Consider the following 19142-nt stretch of genomic DNA (forward strand, 5'->3'; position numbering starts at 1 on the left):
GCCACAGTCTACCGCAAGCAGCTTTTGGTGCCAGCATGCGTGCCCGTCAGAATTCGTCTGCGGTCAACAGGTCGCGGAGGCGCGCCCAATACGATTGCGGCGAATGCAGAATTGAAATCTGCGGAGCGCCACGGCGAATGCGGTTGGTGGCGCGTGAGGGCGTCCGGCCCTAATTGCGGCTGAAAGCGGTGGTCGTGTCCACCTGGTAGTCGTCGACGAACACCTTATGAAAATCGTACACGTCGACGAAGTCTTCCAGATGATCGTCTTCTGTCTTTCGCATTTCGCCGGATTCGATCAATTCGAAAACCATCTTGCCGATATCTTCGGTTCCGTGCACGCCCCAATCGGCCAACACTGTAATCGCCAGAAGTCCGAAGTGGTCTTTCGCAAGCTCTGCGATGCCTTCCAGCAACTCACGGCCGCAAACGTGTCCCGTCGTGTGATCCGTTCGATCTCGCCCCAACTTTTCCTGAGCGTGCCGCAGTGCGGCAAACACGAAGTCGTACGCGTTTTGATGATAAATTCGCGATTTGGTGTACGTGCGTGCAGTTTTCATGCGACGGGTCTTATCCAGCTTTAACGTTTTGAGGCGTAATTGCATCAAGTGACGGCATCCTACATCGAACCGCCTGCGGACAGAAGTCTCTATTCTGTATTTTGATTTGCTTCGGTTTCTGAAGCCTCTTTCCTGCCGCGATTTCCACCAGAAACCACGGTCAAAATATCGTCGGCATCTGTCATCACGCGGCGACCGTCTGCAAAACTGACAAGTAGCTTACGAACAAGCAACTCCTGCGCGATTACCCTCCCCTGCCCCTCACGGGTGACCACTGTTGCGCCGATCTTCGGCAGCTCTTTTCGGTGAGCTTCGTATGTGTCGTATTCGTATCTCAAACAACATTTCAAACGTCCGCAGCGTCCGGAAATTTTGTTCGGATCCAGTGTCGCTTTCTGTAACTTGGCCATCTTCATCGACACGGGAGGCATTTCCCGCAGATGCGTGTTACAGCACACCGGTTTGCCGCAGTCTCCGTAATCGGCAAGCAGCCTCGCTTCGTCCCGCACGCCGATTTGTCGCATCTCGATGCGGGCGTTGAACTCGCGAGCCATTCCCTTAACCAGTTCACGGAAATCGACTCGTTTTTCCGCAAGGTAATAGAAAACAATTCGCTCCCCGCCGAAAACCTGTTCGACGTCGACCAACTGCATCTGCATGCGTTGTTCGGCGATCATGCGACCTGCTTCTGCGAAGAACGTCTTTTCACGTTCAGACACTTCCTGCAGTGACCGACGATCTTCGTCCGACGCAATTCTTAGAATGCGTCCGGTGCGAACATTGTCGCCAAGGTATTCGTTTGTTTTACCGTTGGCTTCGCACAGGACAATTCCGAATTCCACGCCGCGATCCGTTCGCACGACGACGTCCAGACCACGTTTGATCGCGTGCTGGCGTTTGGACGCGAATTCGCCGAGGTGCCTCATCGAACCATAACGCACCACGAATTTTGGTGGTTCATCGTTGGCCGGTGGCGGCGTGGATGTTTCCTGAAGATCGGTGGACATGCCGTGATGCGAATTGCTTAGGAGTATGGCGACTGGACTGCAGAAGAGTATAGTCGCGAAGATGGTCGCATGAGAAGCGAGGCTGAAATTTGCCTTACGCCCGCTTCATCGCCTGGCGAATCATCCGAGCCAGTTCGTCGAACAAAGCTTCCATCACAAGCTTGACCGGCGACATGCCGTCGACCTGCCGCGATGCGGCGAGTGTTCGGTCCAGCATCGGAGCCAGCAGATCGACTCCGTTGCGAGCTCCCAGCCGTTGCGTCAGCGGATCAGACAGGTCTCCGCCAGCCAGCCCCTGCAGCCGAGCACGAATGGCGTCGGCCACGAATCTTAGCAGCCACTGAGCGTTCTGCCGCTGTTCCGGCGTATTCGAAGACATCTCTTCAATGCCTGCCGTCACGCTGGCGGCGACTTCCAGCGGCTTCATGCCTTCCATTTGATTTAACTGCCGCGCCACGGTGGCTTTGAGCTTGCGGAGTTCCGGGTGCAGCAGTTGCCGAGCCGTCTCAAGGCTGCCTTCGCACAGCGACGCGATCGATGCGGCTTCTTCGGGCGATTCCACAATTTCTTCGGCCAGCAAAATTTCCTGCACGTCCGCTTCGTTTAGCGGGAAGAATCGCACGATCTGGCAGCGAGACCGAATGGTGGGCAGCAGCGTGTCCGGGTTATCGCAGACCAGTAGAATCAGCGAATGTGCGGGCGGTTCTTCCAGCGTTTTAAGCAGTGCATTCGCACTTTCGGTGTTCATCAGCCCGGCGTCGTTAATCACGGCGACTCGGCGATCCGATGCCTGAGGCGACACCGAAAGTTCGTAGCACAAACCTTCGCGGCCGCGTTTGCCGTCGGTCGTTTCACCGGCGATCAGGCTGATCGGAATGACGTTCTTCCCAGCGGGCACGCCGATTTCGATGAAATCCGGCCACGTGCCAGCCGCGAATCCGCGACACGCTCGACATTCGCCGCACACCTGCAATTCGCTGAGTTCATATTCCCGACAGAAGACGCTGTTGGCCATCAACCGAGCAAACTGCCGCTTTCCGATCCCTTCCGGCCCGGCCAGCACGTACGCATGAGACAACCGCCCGCGCTGCAGCGATCGCCGAAACAGTTCACGCTGCTCGCTGTGGCCCTTGAGCTGTTCCCAGGTTTTGATCATTGAACACTACCGCTGCAACTGCGTTTCTGCGATGTGAATGGCTTTCAACAGCGCTCGAGCTTTGTTCAACGTCTCCTCGTATTCCAGCTTGGGCACGCTGTCCGCCACGATTCCGGCACCCGCCTGAACGTAGATGACTCCGTCGTGCATCACCAGCGTTCGCAGTGCGATACAGGTGTCCATGTTGCCGGTGAAGTCGATGTACCCCACCGCGCCGCCGTAGGGGCCTCGTTTGTGAGGTTCGATTTCGTCGATGACTTCCATCGCTCGAACCTTGGGTGCTCCCGATACAGTGCCCGCTGGCAGTCCGGCTCGCAGGGCTTCGACCGCTGTCAGGCCGTCGCGGAGTTGTCCGATTACGTTAGAAGTGATGTGCATGACGTGGCTGTAACGTTCCACCACCATCACATCGTTTAATTCGACCGACCCGAATTTTGCGACGCGACCGACGTCGTTGCGAGCCAGGTCGATCAGCATCACGTGTTCAGCTCGTTCTTTGGGGTCGGCCAGCAGTTCTTCGGCCAGTTCGCGGTCTTCCTGTTCGGTCCGTCCTCGCGGGCGAGTGCCAGCCAGCGGGCGGATGGTGGTTTCGCCGTCTTCGACTCGCACCATGATTTCCGGCGAACTGCCGACCAGATGCAGTTCCGGCGTCTTCACCAGAAACATAAACGGGCTGGGGTTCACCATTCTCAACGACCGGTACACGTCCAGCGGCTTCGCTTCGCTTTCGTGTCGCAGACGCTGACTGAACACAACCTGGAAAATGTCGCCTGCTTTGATGTATTCGCGGCACTTGTCCACGCAGGCTTCGAAGTGTGACTGAGTGAAATTGGATTCCGTTTGCAATTCGGGCTCAATCGTGAGATCGATATCCGTCAACTGCACAGAATCGCTGCCTACGGCCAGCCGGTTGCAGATTTCTTCGAGCCGCTTTTCGGCTGCGGCTCGCGCTTCATCAGGAGTTGCCGTCTGAGTGTCCGCCAGCGCAACGGCGAGCACGACTTTGCGAATGTGGTCGAACACCACCATGCCGTCGTACATCGCAAAGCACAGGTCCGGCAGTTGGCGGTCGTCTTCCGGAACGTTGGGCAAATTTTCGGTGTATCGGATAACGTCATAACCGGCGAAGCCAACGGCACCGCCGCAAAACCGAGGCAGGCCAAGCACGGGAACGCATTTGTAGTCTTCCAACAGCTTGTCCAGATCCTTTAGCGGATCTTCGCTGTCCCACTCCTTGTCCACGCCATTCGCCGTGCGGATTTGAACTCGCTTGTCCCACGCGGTGATGGATAGAAATGGGTTACTACCGACAAAGCTGTAGCGCCCAATCCGTTCGCCACCGACAACACTTTCAAACAGAAACGACCACTCGCCGTCGCAGAGCCGTTGATACGCTGTGACGGGCGTGAGCGTATCGGCAGTCAGTTGCCGAAAAACGGGCACAAATCTGGCTTGCGTCGCGTATTCGCGGAAGTCTTCGGCGGAGGGATGGTTAACAACTGGCATTTGCAATTGGGTTCACTGGACTTGGTGTGCGACAGATCATACAGCGTGAAGGCAGACCGCAACAGCAAGCTGGCGTGCTCCCCTTGGGCAAGCCCAGCGTTGTGAAACGCTACTGCAGATCTCGCGCTAAAGTGAAGGCGAATGCGCCGTAAACAATTGTGAAGAATGCAAATAAAAGACGTCCGGGATCAAAGAAGTAAACATACTCTAACATTGCTAACAGCGAAGCGATGAGCCAAAACGCCAACCACCACCGCCGTTCAGGAGTCACTTCTGCGGTAGACCACGAAATGGTAGCTACGAGAGCTGCTGGAGAAAATGTCACCAATAGAATCGTAGTTATTAAAAATTGATCTGTCGTTCCGTCCAGCGGCGCTCCACGTCCAAATACAGAAACGTCTAACCACACAACTAACCGTACGATCGACACATAGGCAAAAAGGAGGCCGAAGATTTTATAGAGTTTGCTTGGCATCACGAGACCTTTTTAATGCGCAGGGGCCGCCGCTGTCGCTCCAGTACCTCAATCTCGAAGCCGACGCATCGGAACTTTTCGAATTTTTGTTCTCGCTCCGCACGGATTACATCTCTCTCTATCGTCACCCTCCGATCAAGCTATCAATCCGCACGGAATTCGTCATGTGGTCAATCATCGGCTGAGCTTCGGATAACTCGTGATGAGTCCCCTGCCACCAGGCCAGCAGCGTGAAATTCATGGTGCGGACACTGCTCAGGCCGACGGAGTTCATTAATTCCAGACAGAAGAACGTCAGGTTCCGCGAACAGGCCGGCAATCCAGCGAGCGACGCATCAGGTTCTTCTACTTCCACATCGTCGTATTCGTCCTGAAACGCTTCGACGCAGGATTCGACCACGTGTGGCGGCAACGGGCAACCGGGCAGAATTCTGAGTGTCCAGAAACACGTTTCGCTGCTGGCGACGGTGATCAACACATCGCCGCCTTCAGCCTCTTCAGTGATCTCCCAGATATCCGGGTATTCAAACCGAATGCCGTGCCGCCGGTATGCAACCAAACAGTCCTGAAAATCTATACCCATAGTTTTACCGCCACAGCATCCACAACCTGGCGAACACGATCGCGGCCGCCACTAAAACCAAAGTGCCGAATCCTAACTTCAGCTGCCGCCCCTGCAATCGCATACCTACTTGAGATCCAATGTTGGCCCCAATCGTGCCGCAAATCAGCAATGCCACCACTAATTTCAGCTCAACATGACTGTGCAAAGCGTGCATGAAGGTCGATTGCAGCGACACCAGCCACACGATCACGATCGTCATCGTCGTGGCATCGTGAACTCGCAGCCCGAGCAGATAAATGGCGGCCGGCACGAGCACCAGTCCGCCGCTCATTCCAAGGAAGCCAGACAGAAAGCCGACGATCAGCCCGGTCCAGGCGAGCAGCGGAATCGAATACCGACTCGGTCGCAAATCAGAAATCACGGCGATCGGCGGCAGCGGCACGAAGCTCAGCAAACCTCGCCGACGCACTGTGGGGCCGTGAACTTTTTTTAACCCGTCCACAAACGACATGATGGCAATACCCGTCATCAAAACGGCATAGCTGGATAATACCATCAGATCGACGGCCGGTACTTGCTTGCCAAACAGCGATACCGTAGCCGCTGACTTCAAGCTTGAGAGCGCCGCCGTGCCGCACCAGACTCCGGCAAGCAGTCCGCCCGCAAGGATCAAGGGCAACTGCAGAAAGCCGGCGGCCGGTCGTCGAGCCAACATTGCAGTCGTGGCGGGGCCGAGCGTGTAGCACGCCGTGGAACCGACCGCGATTGACATCGGTATGCCCAGCGCTGCGTTCAGAATTGGGACCAGCAGAAAGCCGCCGCCAACGCCGAAAACGCCGGACAGAAACCCAACGGCGCTTCCAACGGCGGCAGAGATCAAAATCGATGTGAGTGTCCATTCAAACATCGAATGATTAACCCATCGCCGCTTGCCATGCCCGCACGCGATCGGCCACAGGTTGTTCACCGCCAGAACCGTAACTTTGCAACGCCTTCATCGCGTTTTCTGTCCCCAAAACGCCATAGACGTCTTCTTCAATCAGCTCGCACGCTTCTTGCAGGTCGGCCAGCGAAAGATCTTTCAGCCGACAATTCGCCGCTTCGCACTTGGCGACCAGTTTGCCCACTGTGCCGTGTCCGGTTCGCATGGGAACACCCTTTTTGATGAGGTATTCCATCAAAGCCGTGGCGTCCAGGAAGCCGTCTTCCAGACGCGATGCGATTTGTTCACGGTTGAGTTCCGCGCCAGCGACGATGGCCGGCGTCAATTCCAGGCACGCTTTGATTGTGTCGAAGGCCGCAAACATGGCCAGCTTGTCTTCCTGCAAATCGCGATTGTACGCCATGGGAAGACTTTTCGTGAGCAGCAGCAATTGAGGCACCGCGGCCATCACGCGAGCCGTCTTGCCACGAATCAATTCCAGCACGTCGGGATTGCGTTTTTGAGGCATGATCGAAGAACCGGTCGTATACGCGTCCGGTAGCTTGATGAAACCGAACTCAGTGGTGAACCAGATAATCCATTCTTCGCACCACGTACTTAAATGAGTCGCTATTAACGACGTGCAGAAGGCAAACTCAGTCAGATAATCGCGATCGCTGCTGACGTCCAGGCTGTTGCCAGCGACGGAATCGAAGCCCAGCAGCTGCGCCGTCATTTCGCGATCAATCGGCAACGATGTTCCTGCCAACGCGGCCGATCCCAACGGGCACACGTTGACTCGCTTGCGGCAATCCGCCAACCGATCACGGTCACGTTGAATTTTTTCGCAGTACGCCAGCCAGTAATGAGCCGCCTGCACAGGCTGAGCTCGCTGCATATGCGTGTAACCGGGCAGAACGACGCCCGCATCCTGTTCGCAGCGTCCGACAAAGGCTCGCTGCACGTCCAGCAGAAGGGCATCCAGTTCATCGATCGCATCACGAACGTACAGCTTTAGGTCCGTCGACACCTGATCGTTGCGACTGCGGCCGGTATGCAACTTTCGACCAACGTCGCCAATCCGTTCGATCAGCGCGCTTTCGATGTGCATGTGGATGTCTTCCAGAGCCGCCTGGAACGGAAAGTTACCCGCTGCGATTTCGTCGCGAATGGTTTTCAGCGTCTGACAGATCTGATCTCGTTCGGCTTCGCTGATGAGTCCAACGCTGGCCAGCATCGTGGCGTGAGCGATCGAGCCGCGCACGTCGACTTCGAACAGGCGACTGTCAAAACTGATCGATTCTGTGAAGGATTCGACTCGCGGATCTGTTTCCTGCTGAAAACGTCCGCCCCATGCCTTTGCCATCTTTTCGTTTTCTTCTGTTAGTTTTAACCGATGAGCTGAGTACGTAAGTGCGTGTTTCTTGCAGTGTTCCGTATGGCCAACCTGAGGTCTGACGTCATCGGATCGCTTGGTTTTGAAACAATTGTGCTTAAGCCCGGAGGGCGATAGCACTTGGCCGTGGGCGTAAGCCCACGGAATCAATTCTCGAGACTCACTAAAGCCCCGAATGGGGCGCAAGCAGTTTGCCGACGCTCGCTGCCGCCCCATTCGGGGCTATTGATTTCTTTGGGACTCTGTCTCCGTGGGTTTACGCCCACGGCTACGTGCTTTGGCCCCGCCGGGGCCGAAAACCTGACCAATCCTGAGCCCCTCCTAAGCTCGCCTTGACCAGATGATTGCGGCAACTCAACTACTCCGGCTTTTTGCCGTGTTCCACAATCACGGTGGTCCGGATTCCGCCGCGAGGCGTGAACGCCGCTTCAATTTTCATCCATCGCGGACTGGTCACGGCGACAAGGTCGTCCAGAATCGTGTTTGTGACCTTTTCGTAGAACGCGCCGTGGTTGCGGAACTCCTGAAGGTACAATTTCAGCGACTTCAATTCATAGCACAGCTTGTCAGCGATGTAAGTAATCGTCAGAGTTCCGAAATCCGGATGTCCTGTTTTGGGACACAGCGACGTGAATTCGGGAGCAACAGTTTCGATCAGATAGTTGCGTTCCGGAAACGGGTTCTCGAAAGTTTCCAGGGTTTCTGGGCTGGGTTCCGCCATGACGAATGCTCGGGGTTCGGTGAAGGTTGATACCTTAGGTTTGACACTAGCCGCAGGGCGTCAGCCCCGTTTTTCTTTTGCACAGACCGAGGCCAACGTCCTGCGGCCGTTTGCTTCGAACGACTATTTCCACGGAATTGTGGTTCAGTTTGGTGGCGTTCTAAGATGTTTCCTTCGTTTGACAAGCTTATTGAACAGGAATTTGCTCAGAACACCCGTTTGTTGTCCACAAGCGGGTTTCCTGACGCTGACGAAGCCACCTCCTGCCTGATGCGCCTGCGAAACTCGGCGACGGGGGCTCACGACGTCGGAATCTCTGGAACGGCAGTAGCGCCGGAGGAACCGCTGTGGTACGCGACGTTGCTTCGCATTCTACAGGAGTCTCCCTCGCCGGACCTAGCGCTGCGAACGGTCGACGAATTCGTACGAAAAAGCGACTCCGCAGACGACGCCTTCGGGCTCTTCGAAAAAACGCCCCGATCACTGGAAGTGCTGGCTCGCCTGTCCTGCGGCAGTCCGTTTCTCACTCAGTGCGTCCTCAGCCAACCCGCGACCCTGCGTGAACTCACGACAGAGCGTCGCACGGCCGACATGAAATCGCGTGAAGATTTTCGCAAGGAAGCTTCGGAAGCGATTCGAAATTGTTCGACCACGACGGAAAAGCTCACAGAACTGCGCAGCTACCAGAAGCGCGAAATTCTGCGAATCGGCATGTGCGATGCCTTCGGACTGTTCGATCTGAAGTTCGTCACGCTTCAAATTTCGCTGCTGGCGGACGCGATGGTGCAGGAATGTCTGGCCATTGCGTGTGAGGATCGAGGACTATCGGCGCCGCCGTTTAGCGTGCTGGCACTCGGAAAACACGGCGGCGAAGAATTGAATTACAGTTCCGACATCGATCTCATCCTGATTGCCGAGAACCCCGACGGGACGGCTCAGCGAATCGCGCGAACTTTGATCGACGGTCTTAGTCAGAAGTTGGCCACCGGTTTTTTGTACCGAGTTGACATGCGGTTGCGTCCGTGGGGCGACGCGGGACCGTTGGTGAGTTCGCCGAAAAGTTATGAGGAGTATCTGAAGTCGGATGCTGAGTTATGGGAGAAGCAGGCGCTGTTGAAAGCGCGAGTCGTCGCTGGAGACCCGCACACAGGCATCCGCTTTTTGATGCGTCTGCCGCAGTTGCTGTTTGCCGAAGTCAGCGACGACGTGCTGACCAATGTCCGCGCGATGAAGCAGAATATCGAGGACCGTCTGCAAAAAGCGGGAAAGCTGGAATCGGAGGTCAAACTCGGAGCCGGTTCGATTCGCGATATCGAATTTCTGGTGCAGGCGCTGCAATTGATTCATGGCGGCAGCGAACCTCGCCTGGCCAGTGCCAACACGATGGACGCATTGGTAAGGCTGGCGGAATTTGGGATCGTCGATGCTGGCGAATATCGGCAACTACAGGAAGGGTACGTGTTCTTTCGGACGATTGAGCACGCGTTGCAATTGCTGCACAACCAGCAGACTCACGAACTGCCGACCGATCCCGTGCAGCGTGAATGGCTGGCCCGACGCCTGGATTATCCCGGCGAAGATCAGTTGCTGACTCGGTTCAGCGAACACCGCAAGGCCGTGCGGCACATCTTCGACTCATACATTGCACCGCCACCCGTGCGCGACACTCCGGATGACAAAGCGGAAACCGTCGTGCGGCCAGACGTCGAATCTCGTGCGGATGTGAATACAAAATCTCTTCTGCACAACTGGATGGCAGCTCCCCCGGACGGCTACGCGCAGGCTGTGGAACAGGTGATGACCGACGCACTGCAGCACGACGATTGTCGAGTGGTTTGCGCTAAGTCCGATGCGGCCACGGACCAACTGATCGTCATCATTGCTGCTCCAGAAACGCGTGGCCTGCTTTCGATGGTCTGCGGCGTGTTTTTCTCACACCGTCTGGATATCCGCGAAGGAGCGACTGTGGTTGGCCCGGGCGTCAACCGCTTCGGCCACAGCGTCCCGCCTAAGACCTTTCTGGGCATCTTTCTGGTGACGGAGAAAGAACCCGAGCACCCATCATCGACTGTTCGCGGGGCTTCTAAAGCCAGCGCAGCATCGTCGCAGAAAACTCGCCAGCACCGCGCCGCTCGACAGGCCGCAGCAGCAGATGCTGTGGCGAACAGGCCAGCCACGGCGGCTCGGCGATTGCAGGAAAAGCTCGTTAAACTGCTCGCCCTGCATCGCTCAGACGGCAGCGACGCGGTTCAGAATTCGCTGCTACAGACTTTTTGTCGACGATTGGAAGAAGTGCGGCTGCCTGCGGCGCCGCAGGCGGATATCTCGGTCGATGTCACCTTGCCGCAATCCGGTGAGCACACTCGACTGGACCTTGAAGGTGACGACAGCTTTGGCTTCTTCTTTGAAGTCGCAAACGCACTGACCATCTGCGGCTTTCGGATCAATATGGCGGATCTGGGTGCCCGCCAGGGACGCATCAATGACGTGTTGCGCGTCACGGAATCCGATGGCCGCGCCGTGACTTCGCAGGAGCGAGTCGATGAACTTAGAACGACGGTCACGCTTATCAAGCAATTCACGCACTGGCTGCCTTCAGTCACGACGCCGCGCAACGCGTTGCTTCGGTTTCGCGACTTACAGCATCGGTTAATGAAAGATGCTCGATGGCAGGACAGCGCCGTCAGGCTGGGCAATCCCAAAGTGCTGCGAGCCGTCAGCCGAGTTCTCGGGATGAGTCGTTACTTGTGGGAAGACTTCCTGCAGGTTCATCCCGATCAACTGTTTCCATTGCTCACCGACCCCGATCAGCTTCAGACACGCGTGACTCGGAAAGAGTTAGTCAACGAATGCCGAGCGAAGATCGACGACGCCGCCTCAAGCGATGAAGGGTGGAAGGCCCTGAATTCGTTTAAGGATCATCATCTGTTCCGAGTCGACCTGCGGCATGTGCTGGGGCATTCCGGTCAGTTCGGTGAATTTTCGGATGAGGTCACTCAACTGGCTGAGGTTGTTGTCGAGGCAGCCTGCTGCATGGCGTTCGAAGAACTGAAAACGCAATTCGGCGCGCCCACGCTTCCCAACTCCGATCCGTGCGACTTCACGCTCGCGGCACTCGGAAAGTTCGGTGGCATCGAAATGGGGTTCGCATCGGACATTGAGATCTTTCTGGTGTTTGAGCAGGAGTGCCGAACTGATGGCGCCGTTTCGATTTCGGCGAGCAGCTTTTTTGAAAGACTTGTCACGCAAATTCAGGAACGCATCGAAGCACGCCGCAAAGGCATTTTTGAACTGGATTTGCGCATGCGGCCGTATGGCCAGGCAGGTTCGGCGGCTGTGTCGTTGAGTACGCTGCAGAAGTATTTCGGACCCAACGGAGACGCCTGGCCGTATGAACGCCAGTCGCTGGTGAAGCTACGATGCGTTGGAGGCACGCTGAAACTTCGACAGCAGCTCGACCAGACCGTACGTCACCTGCTGTACTCAGCGCAGACGTTCGATTTCGACGCCATGCGAGCTATGCGGGAAAAGCAAATCCGCCAGCTTGTGCGAGGCGGAAGCGTGAATGCAAAACTTAGCAGCGGCGGCCTGGTCGACTGTGAATACAGCGTCCAGGCACTGCAACTAACGTTTGGGAAGCGATTTGCCAGCTTACAAACGTCGAACACAATTAAAGCGTTGACGGCGGCTAACGGTGAGGGGCTGGTTTCTGATTCCGACTACAAACAGGTCGAGAAAGCGTACCGTTTCCTTCGCGAACTGATTGACTGCCTGAGAATGGAGCGGGGCGACGCAGAAGACTTAACGGTACCGGATCGAGATTCTCCCGACTTTCTGCAGTTGGAACGCCGCATGAAGGCCGTGCATGATTCGCCGATTTCGTTGGGTGAGCTCGAAACACAAATGTCGCGTGTTCGCAATTTCGCCCAACAGGTGGAGATCACCTGCCGCGACGGACAGCGGTAATCCGGCGAAAAACAGGTCTCCCGCGATTGAATTGGGTCTGTTAAAATCTGGCGCGCGATCGATCCAGAATCGACTCATTCGGCCAGCCAGTTCTTTGGCGGCCCCCCGCCCTTCGAAAATGGAATTTCGATGAAAACCTTTCAAAACAAGACCGTGTTTCTCACCGGCGCCGCTTCCGGAATCGGCCGAGAACTCGCCCTGCAGCTCGCTGCACTGGACTGCCATTTGTATCTGGTCGATGTCGATAGCGACGGGCTGAACCGGTTGGTTTCCGACATCGGCGAACGCACGCAGCACACGTGGAGTTCCGTCTGCGACCTGTCAAAGCCGGAACAGGTGGCAACCACGCTGAAGGAATTCGATCAGCAGGCCGACGTGATTGACATCGTGATCAACAATGCCGGAGTGGCCTACTATGGTCCGACGGAGTCGATGACTTCTCAGCAGTGGGACTGGCTGATGAACATCAACCTGTTGGCGCCCATTCAAATCACCAACCATTTTCTGCCGCAGCTGATGACTCGGCCGGAGGCTCACATCGCCAACATGTGCAGCATCGCGGGGCTTGTGGCGGGGGGACGGTTTTCGGCCTACCACACCAGCAAGTTTGGAATGATTGGATTTACAGAAGCGCTGCGAGCGGAATACGGCCGCAAGGGGATTGGTGTCAGTGCCATTTGCCCGGGGCCGGTTTTGACAAAACTGTACGACGCTGCAGCAAGTTCAAGCAAAGATCGAAAAGTTCCCTCACCGCCCGCGTGGGCCAGCACGTCGCCTGAACGAGTCGCGAAACTGACGATCAATGCGATGCGAAAGAACAAGCGGCAAGTTCTGATTACTCCGATGGCTCACGGACTTGCGAGTCTGAAACGCCTGATGCCCGGTGTGATCGATTTCGCCAACCAGGTCAGCCGCAAAAAACGCAAACGGCTGGCTGAGCTGCAACGACTGGAAGAAGAGCGTTTGGCGGGAGTGTCGAGAGACGATGATTCCCGGCAAACGGAACGCCGTGCGGCATAGTTCGCGCAGTGATTCTGTGCTTTGCGGGGCTGTGCGCCCTCTCTACAATCCGGCCGGTCCAAGCTTTGATGGCTGGGCGTTTTTCGCCGCCGCACCCAGCGGGGGCATCTCAATTGATTTGAAGGTTTGACGTTCATGAGTCGTTCGATGGAGAAGATTGTTGCGTTGTGCAAACGACGTGGTTTTGTGTTTCAGAATTCCGAAATCTACGGCGGTTACAACGGCTTCTGGGACTACGGTCCTCTTGGGACGGCTCTAAAACGCAATGTGCGAGACAGTTGGTATCACGACATGGTGTCGGCTCATAACGAGCTGCTGAAACCCGAGGCCGCACCGTCACGGTTCCAAATGGTTGGTGTCGAAACATCGCTGATCATGAATCCACAAGTGTGGAAGTGTTCCGGTCACTACGACCTGTTTCATGACATGATGGTCGACTGTCGCGAAACGAAAAGCCGCTACCGTCTGGACCAGCTTCGATGTCGCTGGGTCGTGTTCGATGGTGAAACCGTCAAACAGGACGAAACCGGCGCTGAATTGTCGAAGGTGATGGTGACCTCTACCGAAGAAGACTTCGACGCCGACTTAACAGCAGAAGCATTGCGAGCGTTTGGCAAGAAAAAGAAGTACGCCGACAAGCTTCAATGGGATGGCCCGACAACCACGCTCGACACGATTGACGTCGCTCAGTTCAATCAAGTGGTGGCTCCCGGAGCCAGCAAAGCGGGAACTCTGACGGAACCGCGAGAGTTCAACCTGATGATGAAGACTGTCATCGGTGCTCTGGGCACAGACGACGATGCTGCCTATCTTCGCCCGGAAACGGCTCAGGGAATCTTCGTGAACTTTAAGAACGTGGTGGACAGCAGTCGAGTGAAACTGCCGTTCGGGATTTGCCAGGTTGGCAAAAGTTTCCGTAACGAAATTACGCCACGCAACTTTACGTTTCGTTCGCGTGAATTCGAACAGATGGAAATCGAATTCTTCTGTCGCCCCGACGAATCGTCCGGCTGGTACACGTATTGGCGCGATCGACGGTATCAGTGGTACCAGGATTTGGGCATCAGCAAAGATCGCATCATTCTACGCGACCATCATGCAGAAGAACTGGCTCATTATTCCGTCGGCACCGCGGATATCGAATATGCGTTTCCGTTTTTGGATGACGGCGAATTTGGTGAACTGGAAGGGATCGCTCATCGAGGCGACTTCGACCTGCGTTCACACATCGATGGCAAGCTAACCAAGAACGCGGCCGGCGAACTGGAAGTGGAACTCAACGAACACGGTCAGCCAAAATATCGCGGCAGTGGCAAAGATCTGAGCTACTTTGACGATCAGGCCAAAGAACGCTTTGTTCCTCACGTGATCGAACCATCGGCCGGCGCGGATCGAGCGACTTTGGCGTTCATTTGCGAAGCGTATCACGAAGACAGGCAGCCCGATGAAAAGGGAGCGATGCAGGAACGGGTTGTGATGAAGTTCCATCCGCGACTGGCTCCCGTAAAAGCCGCCGTGTTCCCTCTGATCAAAAAAGAAGGCATGCCGGAAAAAGCGACTGAGATCTTCGGCGCGTTGAAGGCAGCCGGGCTAAGCTGTCAGTTCGATCAGCAGGGAGCGATCGGTCGTCGCTACCGTCGGCAGGACGAAATCGGCACGCCGTACTGCATCACGGTCGACGGCGACACGATGACGGACGGCACCGTGACGATCCGCGATCGAGACACGTTGGAACAGGTTCGAGTTCCCGCGGACAGCATTGCTGACGAGATTACATCGCGGCTCAACAGCTAGACGTTTACTTGCCGAGGGATGAGCGATGTAAGTTTTCAGCATCCGCGACATTGAATTGCCCCTCCCGTATCGATTGCGGGAAGGGGCGGTGCAATGCTGCGAGCGTGTTACCTTTCTCATACAAGCGGCATCACGATGAGCGATAGCGAAGGCCAACCAACACAGTCTGTGCGATGCGCGCTGCCGTCGTCTCCTTCGGCCGAATGCGTGTCATTGGCACATGGTGAAGGTGCCCGCGCCACTCGACAGCTTATCGCCCGCCACATCCTGCCGAACTTTCACAGTCGGCAACTCGAGTCACTGCCCGATGCGGCACAACTGAGTATCCAGACCGACCGAATCGCGATCACGACAGACAGCTTTGTTGTTTCGCCGCTGTTCTTTCCTGGCGGCGACATCGGTTCGATGGCGGTCTATGGCACCGTCAACGACCTCGCAGTTTCGGGGGCTGCTCCAAAGTGGCTGAGCGTTGCATTGATCATTGAAGAAGGCTTCACTTTTCAGCAACTCGACCAAATCCTCGCCAATATGTCTGCCGCGGCGAAGCGTTGCGATGTCGAGATCGTGACCGGCGATACCAAAGTCGTCCCCCGCGGTGCGATGGACGGGTTGTTTATCAACACCACGGGAATAGGAGAGCTTCGCTCCGACGCGCCCAGTGGCCCGAGCAGTCTTCATCCGGGTGACGCTATCATCGTTTCCGGTCCCATCGGCAGTCACGGTATGGCGGTGCTGACCGCTCGCGAAAAACTGGCTCTGTCCCCGCCACCACAAAGCGATTCCGGCCCGCTACATGAAGCGGTCGCGGCGTTGCTGAATTCCGTCGGCAGCGGGGTGCGAGCGATTCGCGATGCAACGCGAGGCGGCGTGTCGGCCGTCTTGCATGAATGGGCAGACGCTGCCCAGCTAACCATGCAGCTTTCCGAATCACTCATCTCCGTCACGGCCGAAGTGCGCGGAGCGTGCGAATTGTTGGGCATGGACCCGCTTTACATCGCCAACGAAGGCACCATGGTCGTTGCTGTGGATCCAACAAACGAAGCGGAAGCCTTGGCCGCCCTAAAGTCGTGCCCGCAGACGCAGGGTGCCGTTCGCATTGGAACAGTCCAACCCAAAACGATCTCGCCGGTAACAATCACAAGACTGCTGGGCGTCGAACAACCCGTCGACGAACCCACAGGAGCCATGTTGCCGCGAATTTGCTAGCTGAGTGTTCAGGACGGCGCCGTATACATTCGCAATTCTTGCGCAGCTTGGTGGTCGTGCAATTCGCGGGCTGCTTCGCACTCTTGCCTCCGAACGCGTGAAAAACGCCCGCACCTTCGCGCAGCAATTGTCGCCCTCCGTTTGTGTTTCTACGGTGCCAATGGTTACCGTACGATCATTGAATGCGAACTCACAAACCGGAGTCCCTGATGATACGACGATTTTACCGAACGGCATTTTCCCTGGCAGCGTGTTTTCTGTTGATCGTGGCCGCTGCGCCGGATCGCGTGGTCGGGCAGGACGATGGCGATCGAGTGCGGCAGCCGGGCGTGCCGGAAGGCAAAGTCACGTCGGGAACCTTCACTGACAGCAAAGTCTTTCATGGCACCGAACGCGACTACAGCGTGTATGTGCCCGCTCAGTATCAGGCCGATCAACCGGCGAACCTGATGGTGTTCATGGACGGTGCAAGCTACGCGCGGCCGAAGGGGGCGTTTCGAGTTCCCATCGTGCTGGACAATCTCATCCACCAGAAGGCAGTTCCCGTCACCATCGCCGTGTTCGTTAATCCGGGAACGATTCCCGCGACGATGGAAGGTGCCAAAAATCGCAGCAACCGATCCTTCGAATACGATTCGTTGGGCGATCGCTACGCCAACTTTCTTGTCGACGAATTTCTTCCGGTCGCTCTCAAGGGCCTGGAGGTTTCTGACGATCCGGCCAGGCGAGCCGTCTGCGGAATTTCGTCCGGTGGCATTTGTGCATTCACCGTGGCGTGGGAAAAGCCAGAACAGTTTGGCAAAGTGCTAAGCCACATCGGCAGCTACACCAACATTCGTGGCGGCTGGGCGTATCCGGGACTGGTTCGAAAAACTCAGGATCAACCGAAACCGATCAAGGTCTATTTGCAGGAAGGCAAAGATGATCTGGACAACCTGCACGGCAACTGGCCACTGGGCAACAAAGATCTGGCGGCCGCTCTGCAGTTTGCTGGCTACACCTACAAGTTGGTTATGACCGACGGCGGCCACAGCGGCAAATGGGCGGGCGAAGAATTGCCCAACGCATTGAAGTGGCTTTGGGATGACGATGCCGAATCCACCAACATGCCAATCGTCAACACCAAACCGGAATGGACGCCTCACCCGGACGCCGTCGTCAACGAAAGTGTGCCGCAGGGCCAAGTTGAACAGATGGAGCCGTGGAAGTCCGAAATCTTCCCCGGCACAACTCGCGACTGGTCGGTGTACGTGCCCGCTCAATACAAACCCGAACAACCCGCTGCCCTGATGGTGTTTCAGGACGGCGAACGAATGCGCGACGTCAAGGGCCGATGGCGCATCCCGACCGTCTTCGACAACCTAATCGCTCGCGGAGACATGCCGCCCACGATTGCCGTGTTCCTGAATCCCGGCCACGATGAATCGAAACCGCGTCGACGAGGCAGGCATTCCAACCGCAGCTTCGAATACGATGGGCTCGGTGACCGCTACGTTCGCTTTTTGCATGAAGAAATCATACCGGAAGTGAAGAAGCAATACACGATTTCCGACGATCCAGAGATGCACGCGATCGGCGGATCCAGTTCCGGAGCCATCTGTGCATTCACCGCGGCATGGGAACGCACAGACTACTTTCGGAAGGTGTTTTCCAGTGTTGGCAGCTTCACGAACCTGCGAGGTGGCAACGTCTATCCAGCTTTAGTCCGCAAGACAGAACCGAAGCCCATTCGGATGTACATGGCCGACACCAGTGGCGACGTGGACAACCGTTTCGGTAGTTGGTGGTGGGCGAATCAGCGAATGGCGTCGGCTTTGCAATACATGGGCTACGACGTCCGCTTCGATCAGGCCGAAGGTTACGCTCACAATGCCGACTTCGGCGGAGCCCGTTTTCCCGACGCCATGAAGTGGCTGTGGCGGAAAGAAACTTCTGAACCAAAAATCGACACCAGCGGAGACCTTGGCGGCGATCTCACTCTATTGAACCTGCTTATCCCCGGCGAAGGCTGGGAACTGGTGGCCGAAGACCTCGGCTTCGCAGACGCCCTCTGTGCCGACAAAGCGGGCAACCTTTACTTCTGCGACATGCGTGCCCCGGCAGTCATTCGCATCGACGCCACCGACGGCAGCCGCACGGAGATTTCGAAGGAATCCGTCAGCGGTTTGGAATTCAGCCCGGATGGTTCGTTGTTGTATGCCTGCCAGGGTTCGAAAAACCGAGTGATCTCAATCGACGTGAAATCCGGCGACGTGAAAGTCGTGGCGGAAGGAGTGAAGCCTAACGACCTGGCGGTGACGAAAGACGGTTTGATTTTGTTCACTCAAACAGGCAAGTCGGAAGTCGTTCGCATTGATCCCGCGTCTGGCAAAGTGACGGTCGGCGATACGGGAATCACCAAGCCCAACGGAATTGCGTTGTCCAACGATGGCGGAACTCTGGCAGTGTCGGATTACGGTGGAACTCACACGTGGACATTCCGAGTCAACTCCGGCGCAGTGCTGGACGCGAAGATGCCCACCATGCCGATGCGTTTGCCGATCGATCCCAGGGGCGAGTTTCAATTTAACGAACCGCCACCTTACAGCAGTACGTCTCGCGGCGACGGAATGGCCGTCGACAAAGCGGGCCGTTACTACGTCACCAGCAGCCTGGGCGTCCAGGTCTTCGATCCCACCGGACGTCCGTGCGGCGTGCTGCCGAAAGTCGATCCGGACCAACCGCTGACAACCTGCATGCTGGCCGGACCGGACCACAGCACGCTGTACATTGCTCACGGCAAGAAGATTTACCGACGGAAGCTGACTGTGGAAAAACCGTAGCGTGGCGTGGTCACCATGAACCGACTA

At 56.5% G+C, this 19142-nt stretch carries 14 protein-coding genes; 5 read left to right on the top strand and 9 right to left on the bottom strand.

The window, feature by feature from the left end; genetic code table 11:
* Positions 1-169: 169 nt before the first annotated feature.
* The 9 genes from Fuma_RS05220 to queF all read right to left on the bottom strand — a co-directional run bounded on the left by Fuma_RS05220 (position 170) and on the right by queF (position 8307).
* Positions 170-559: a Minf_1886 family protein gene (locus Fuma_RS05220; RefSeq protein WP_077023211.1), complete on the bottom strand. Its 390-nt coding sequence runs from the start codon at positions 557-559 to the stop codon at positions 170-172.
* Positions 560-648: 89 nt separating this feature from the next.
* On the bottom strand, positions 649-1566 hold the full coding sequence (locus Fuma_RS05225; RefSeq protein WP_077023212.1) for a PSP1 domain-containing protein: 918 nt from the start codon (positions 1564-1566) through the stop codon (positions 649-651).
* Between the two features lie 94 nt (positions 1567-1660).
* Entirely contained in the window at positions 1661-2722 is a 1062-nt protein-coding gene (holB, locus tag Fuma_RS05230) for a DNA polymerase III subunit delta' (RefSeq protein ID WP_077023213.1), read from the bottom strand.
* 6 nt (positions 2723-2728) lie between these two features.
* Positions 2729-4228, bottom strand: coding sequence for an anthranilate synthase component I (gene trpE / locus Fuma_RS05235; protein ID WP_077023214.1), 1500 nt, complete (start codon positions 4226-4228; stop codon positions 2729-2731).
* Between the two features lie 109 nt (positions 4229-4337).
* Positions 4338-4703 (bottom strand): hypothetical protein, encoded by a 366-nt coding sequence (locus tag Fuma_RS05240; protein ID WP_077023215.1) that lies wholly within the window; start codon positions 4701-4703, stop codon positions 4338-4340.
* A gap of 124 nt (positions 4704-4827) precedes the next feature.
* Positions 4828-5286 (bottom strand): hypothetical protein, encoded by a 459-nt coding sequence (locus tag Fuma_RS05245; RefSeq protein WP_077023216.1) that lies wholly within the window; start codon positions 5284-5286, stop codon positions 4828-4830.
* Positions 5287-5290: 4 nt separating this feature from the next.
* Positions 5291-6235, bottom strand: a complete 945-nt coding sequence (locus tag Fuma_RS05250; protein ID WP_077023217.1) for a sulfite exporter TauE/SafE family protein — start codon at positions 6233-6235, stop codon at positions 5291-5293.
* A complete protein-coding gene (gene argH / locus Fuma_RS05255; RefSeq protein ID WP_077028118.1) occupies positions 6183-7556 on the bottom strand; it encodes an argininosuccinate lyase in 1374 nt (457 codons plus the stop codon). Before argH ends, Fuma_RS05250 begins: the two co-directional genes overlap by 53 nt.
* A gap of 388 nt (positions 7557-7944) precedes the next feature.
* Positions 7945-8307, bottom strand: coding sequence for a preQ(1) synthase (queF, locus tag Fuma_RS05260; protein WP_077023218.1), 363 nt, complete (start codon positions 8305-8307; stop codon positions 7945-7947).
* Positions 8308-8472: 165 nt separating this feature from the next.
* Here queF and Fuma_RS05265 point away from each other — a divergent pair, with 165 nt between their 5' ends.
* The 5 genes from Fuma_RS05265 to Fuma_RS05285 all read left to right on the top strand — a co-directional run bounded on the left by Fuma_RS05265 (position 8473) and on the right by Fuma_RS05285 (position 19115).
* Entirely contained in the window at positions 8473-12273 is a 3801-nt protein-coding gene (locus Fuma_RS05265) for a [protein-PII] uridylyltransferase family protein (protein ID WP_077023219.1), read from the top strand.
* Between the two features lie 129 nt (positions 12274-12402).
* Positions 12403-13293, top strand: a complete 891-nt coding sequence (locus Fuma_RS05270; protein WP_077023220.1) for an SDR family NAD(P)-dependent oxidoreductase — start codon at positions 12403-12405, stop codon at positions 13291-13293.
* 135 nt (positions 13294-13428) lie between these two features.
* The gene (locus Fuma_RS05275) at positions 13429-15087 is read left to right on the top strand and encodes a glycine--tRNA ligase (protein ID WP_218922394.1); all 1659 of its coding nucleotides are present in this window, start codon (positions 13429-13431) and stop codon (positions 15085-15087) included.
* A 135-nt stretch (positions 15088-15222) separates the two neighbouring features.
* Entirely contained in the window at positions 15223-16293 is a 1071-nt protein-coding gene (gene hypE / locus Fuma_RS05280) for a hydrogenase expression/formation protein HypE (protein WP_077023221.1), read from the top strand.
* 209 nt (positions 16294-16502) lie between these two features.
* Positions 16503-19115: an alpha/beta hydrolase-fold protein gene (locus Fuma_RS05285; RefSeq protein ID WP_083731817.1), complete on the top strand. Its 2613-nt coding sequence runs from the start codon at positions 16503-16505 to the stop codon at positions 19113-19115.
* The last annotated feature ends 27 nt before the right edge of the window (positions 19116-19142 follow it).

It is taken from the genome of Fuerstiella marisgermanici (genome assembly GCF_001983935.1).
Classification (GTDB): Bacteria; Planctomycetota; Planctomycetia; order Planctomycetales; family Planctomycetaceae; genus Fuerstiella; species Fuerstiella marisgermanici.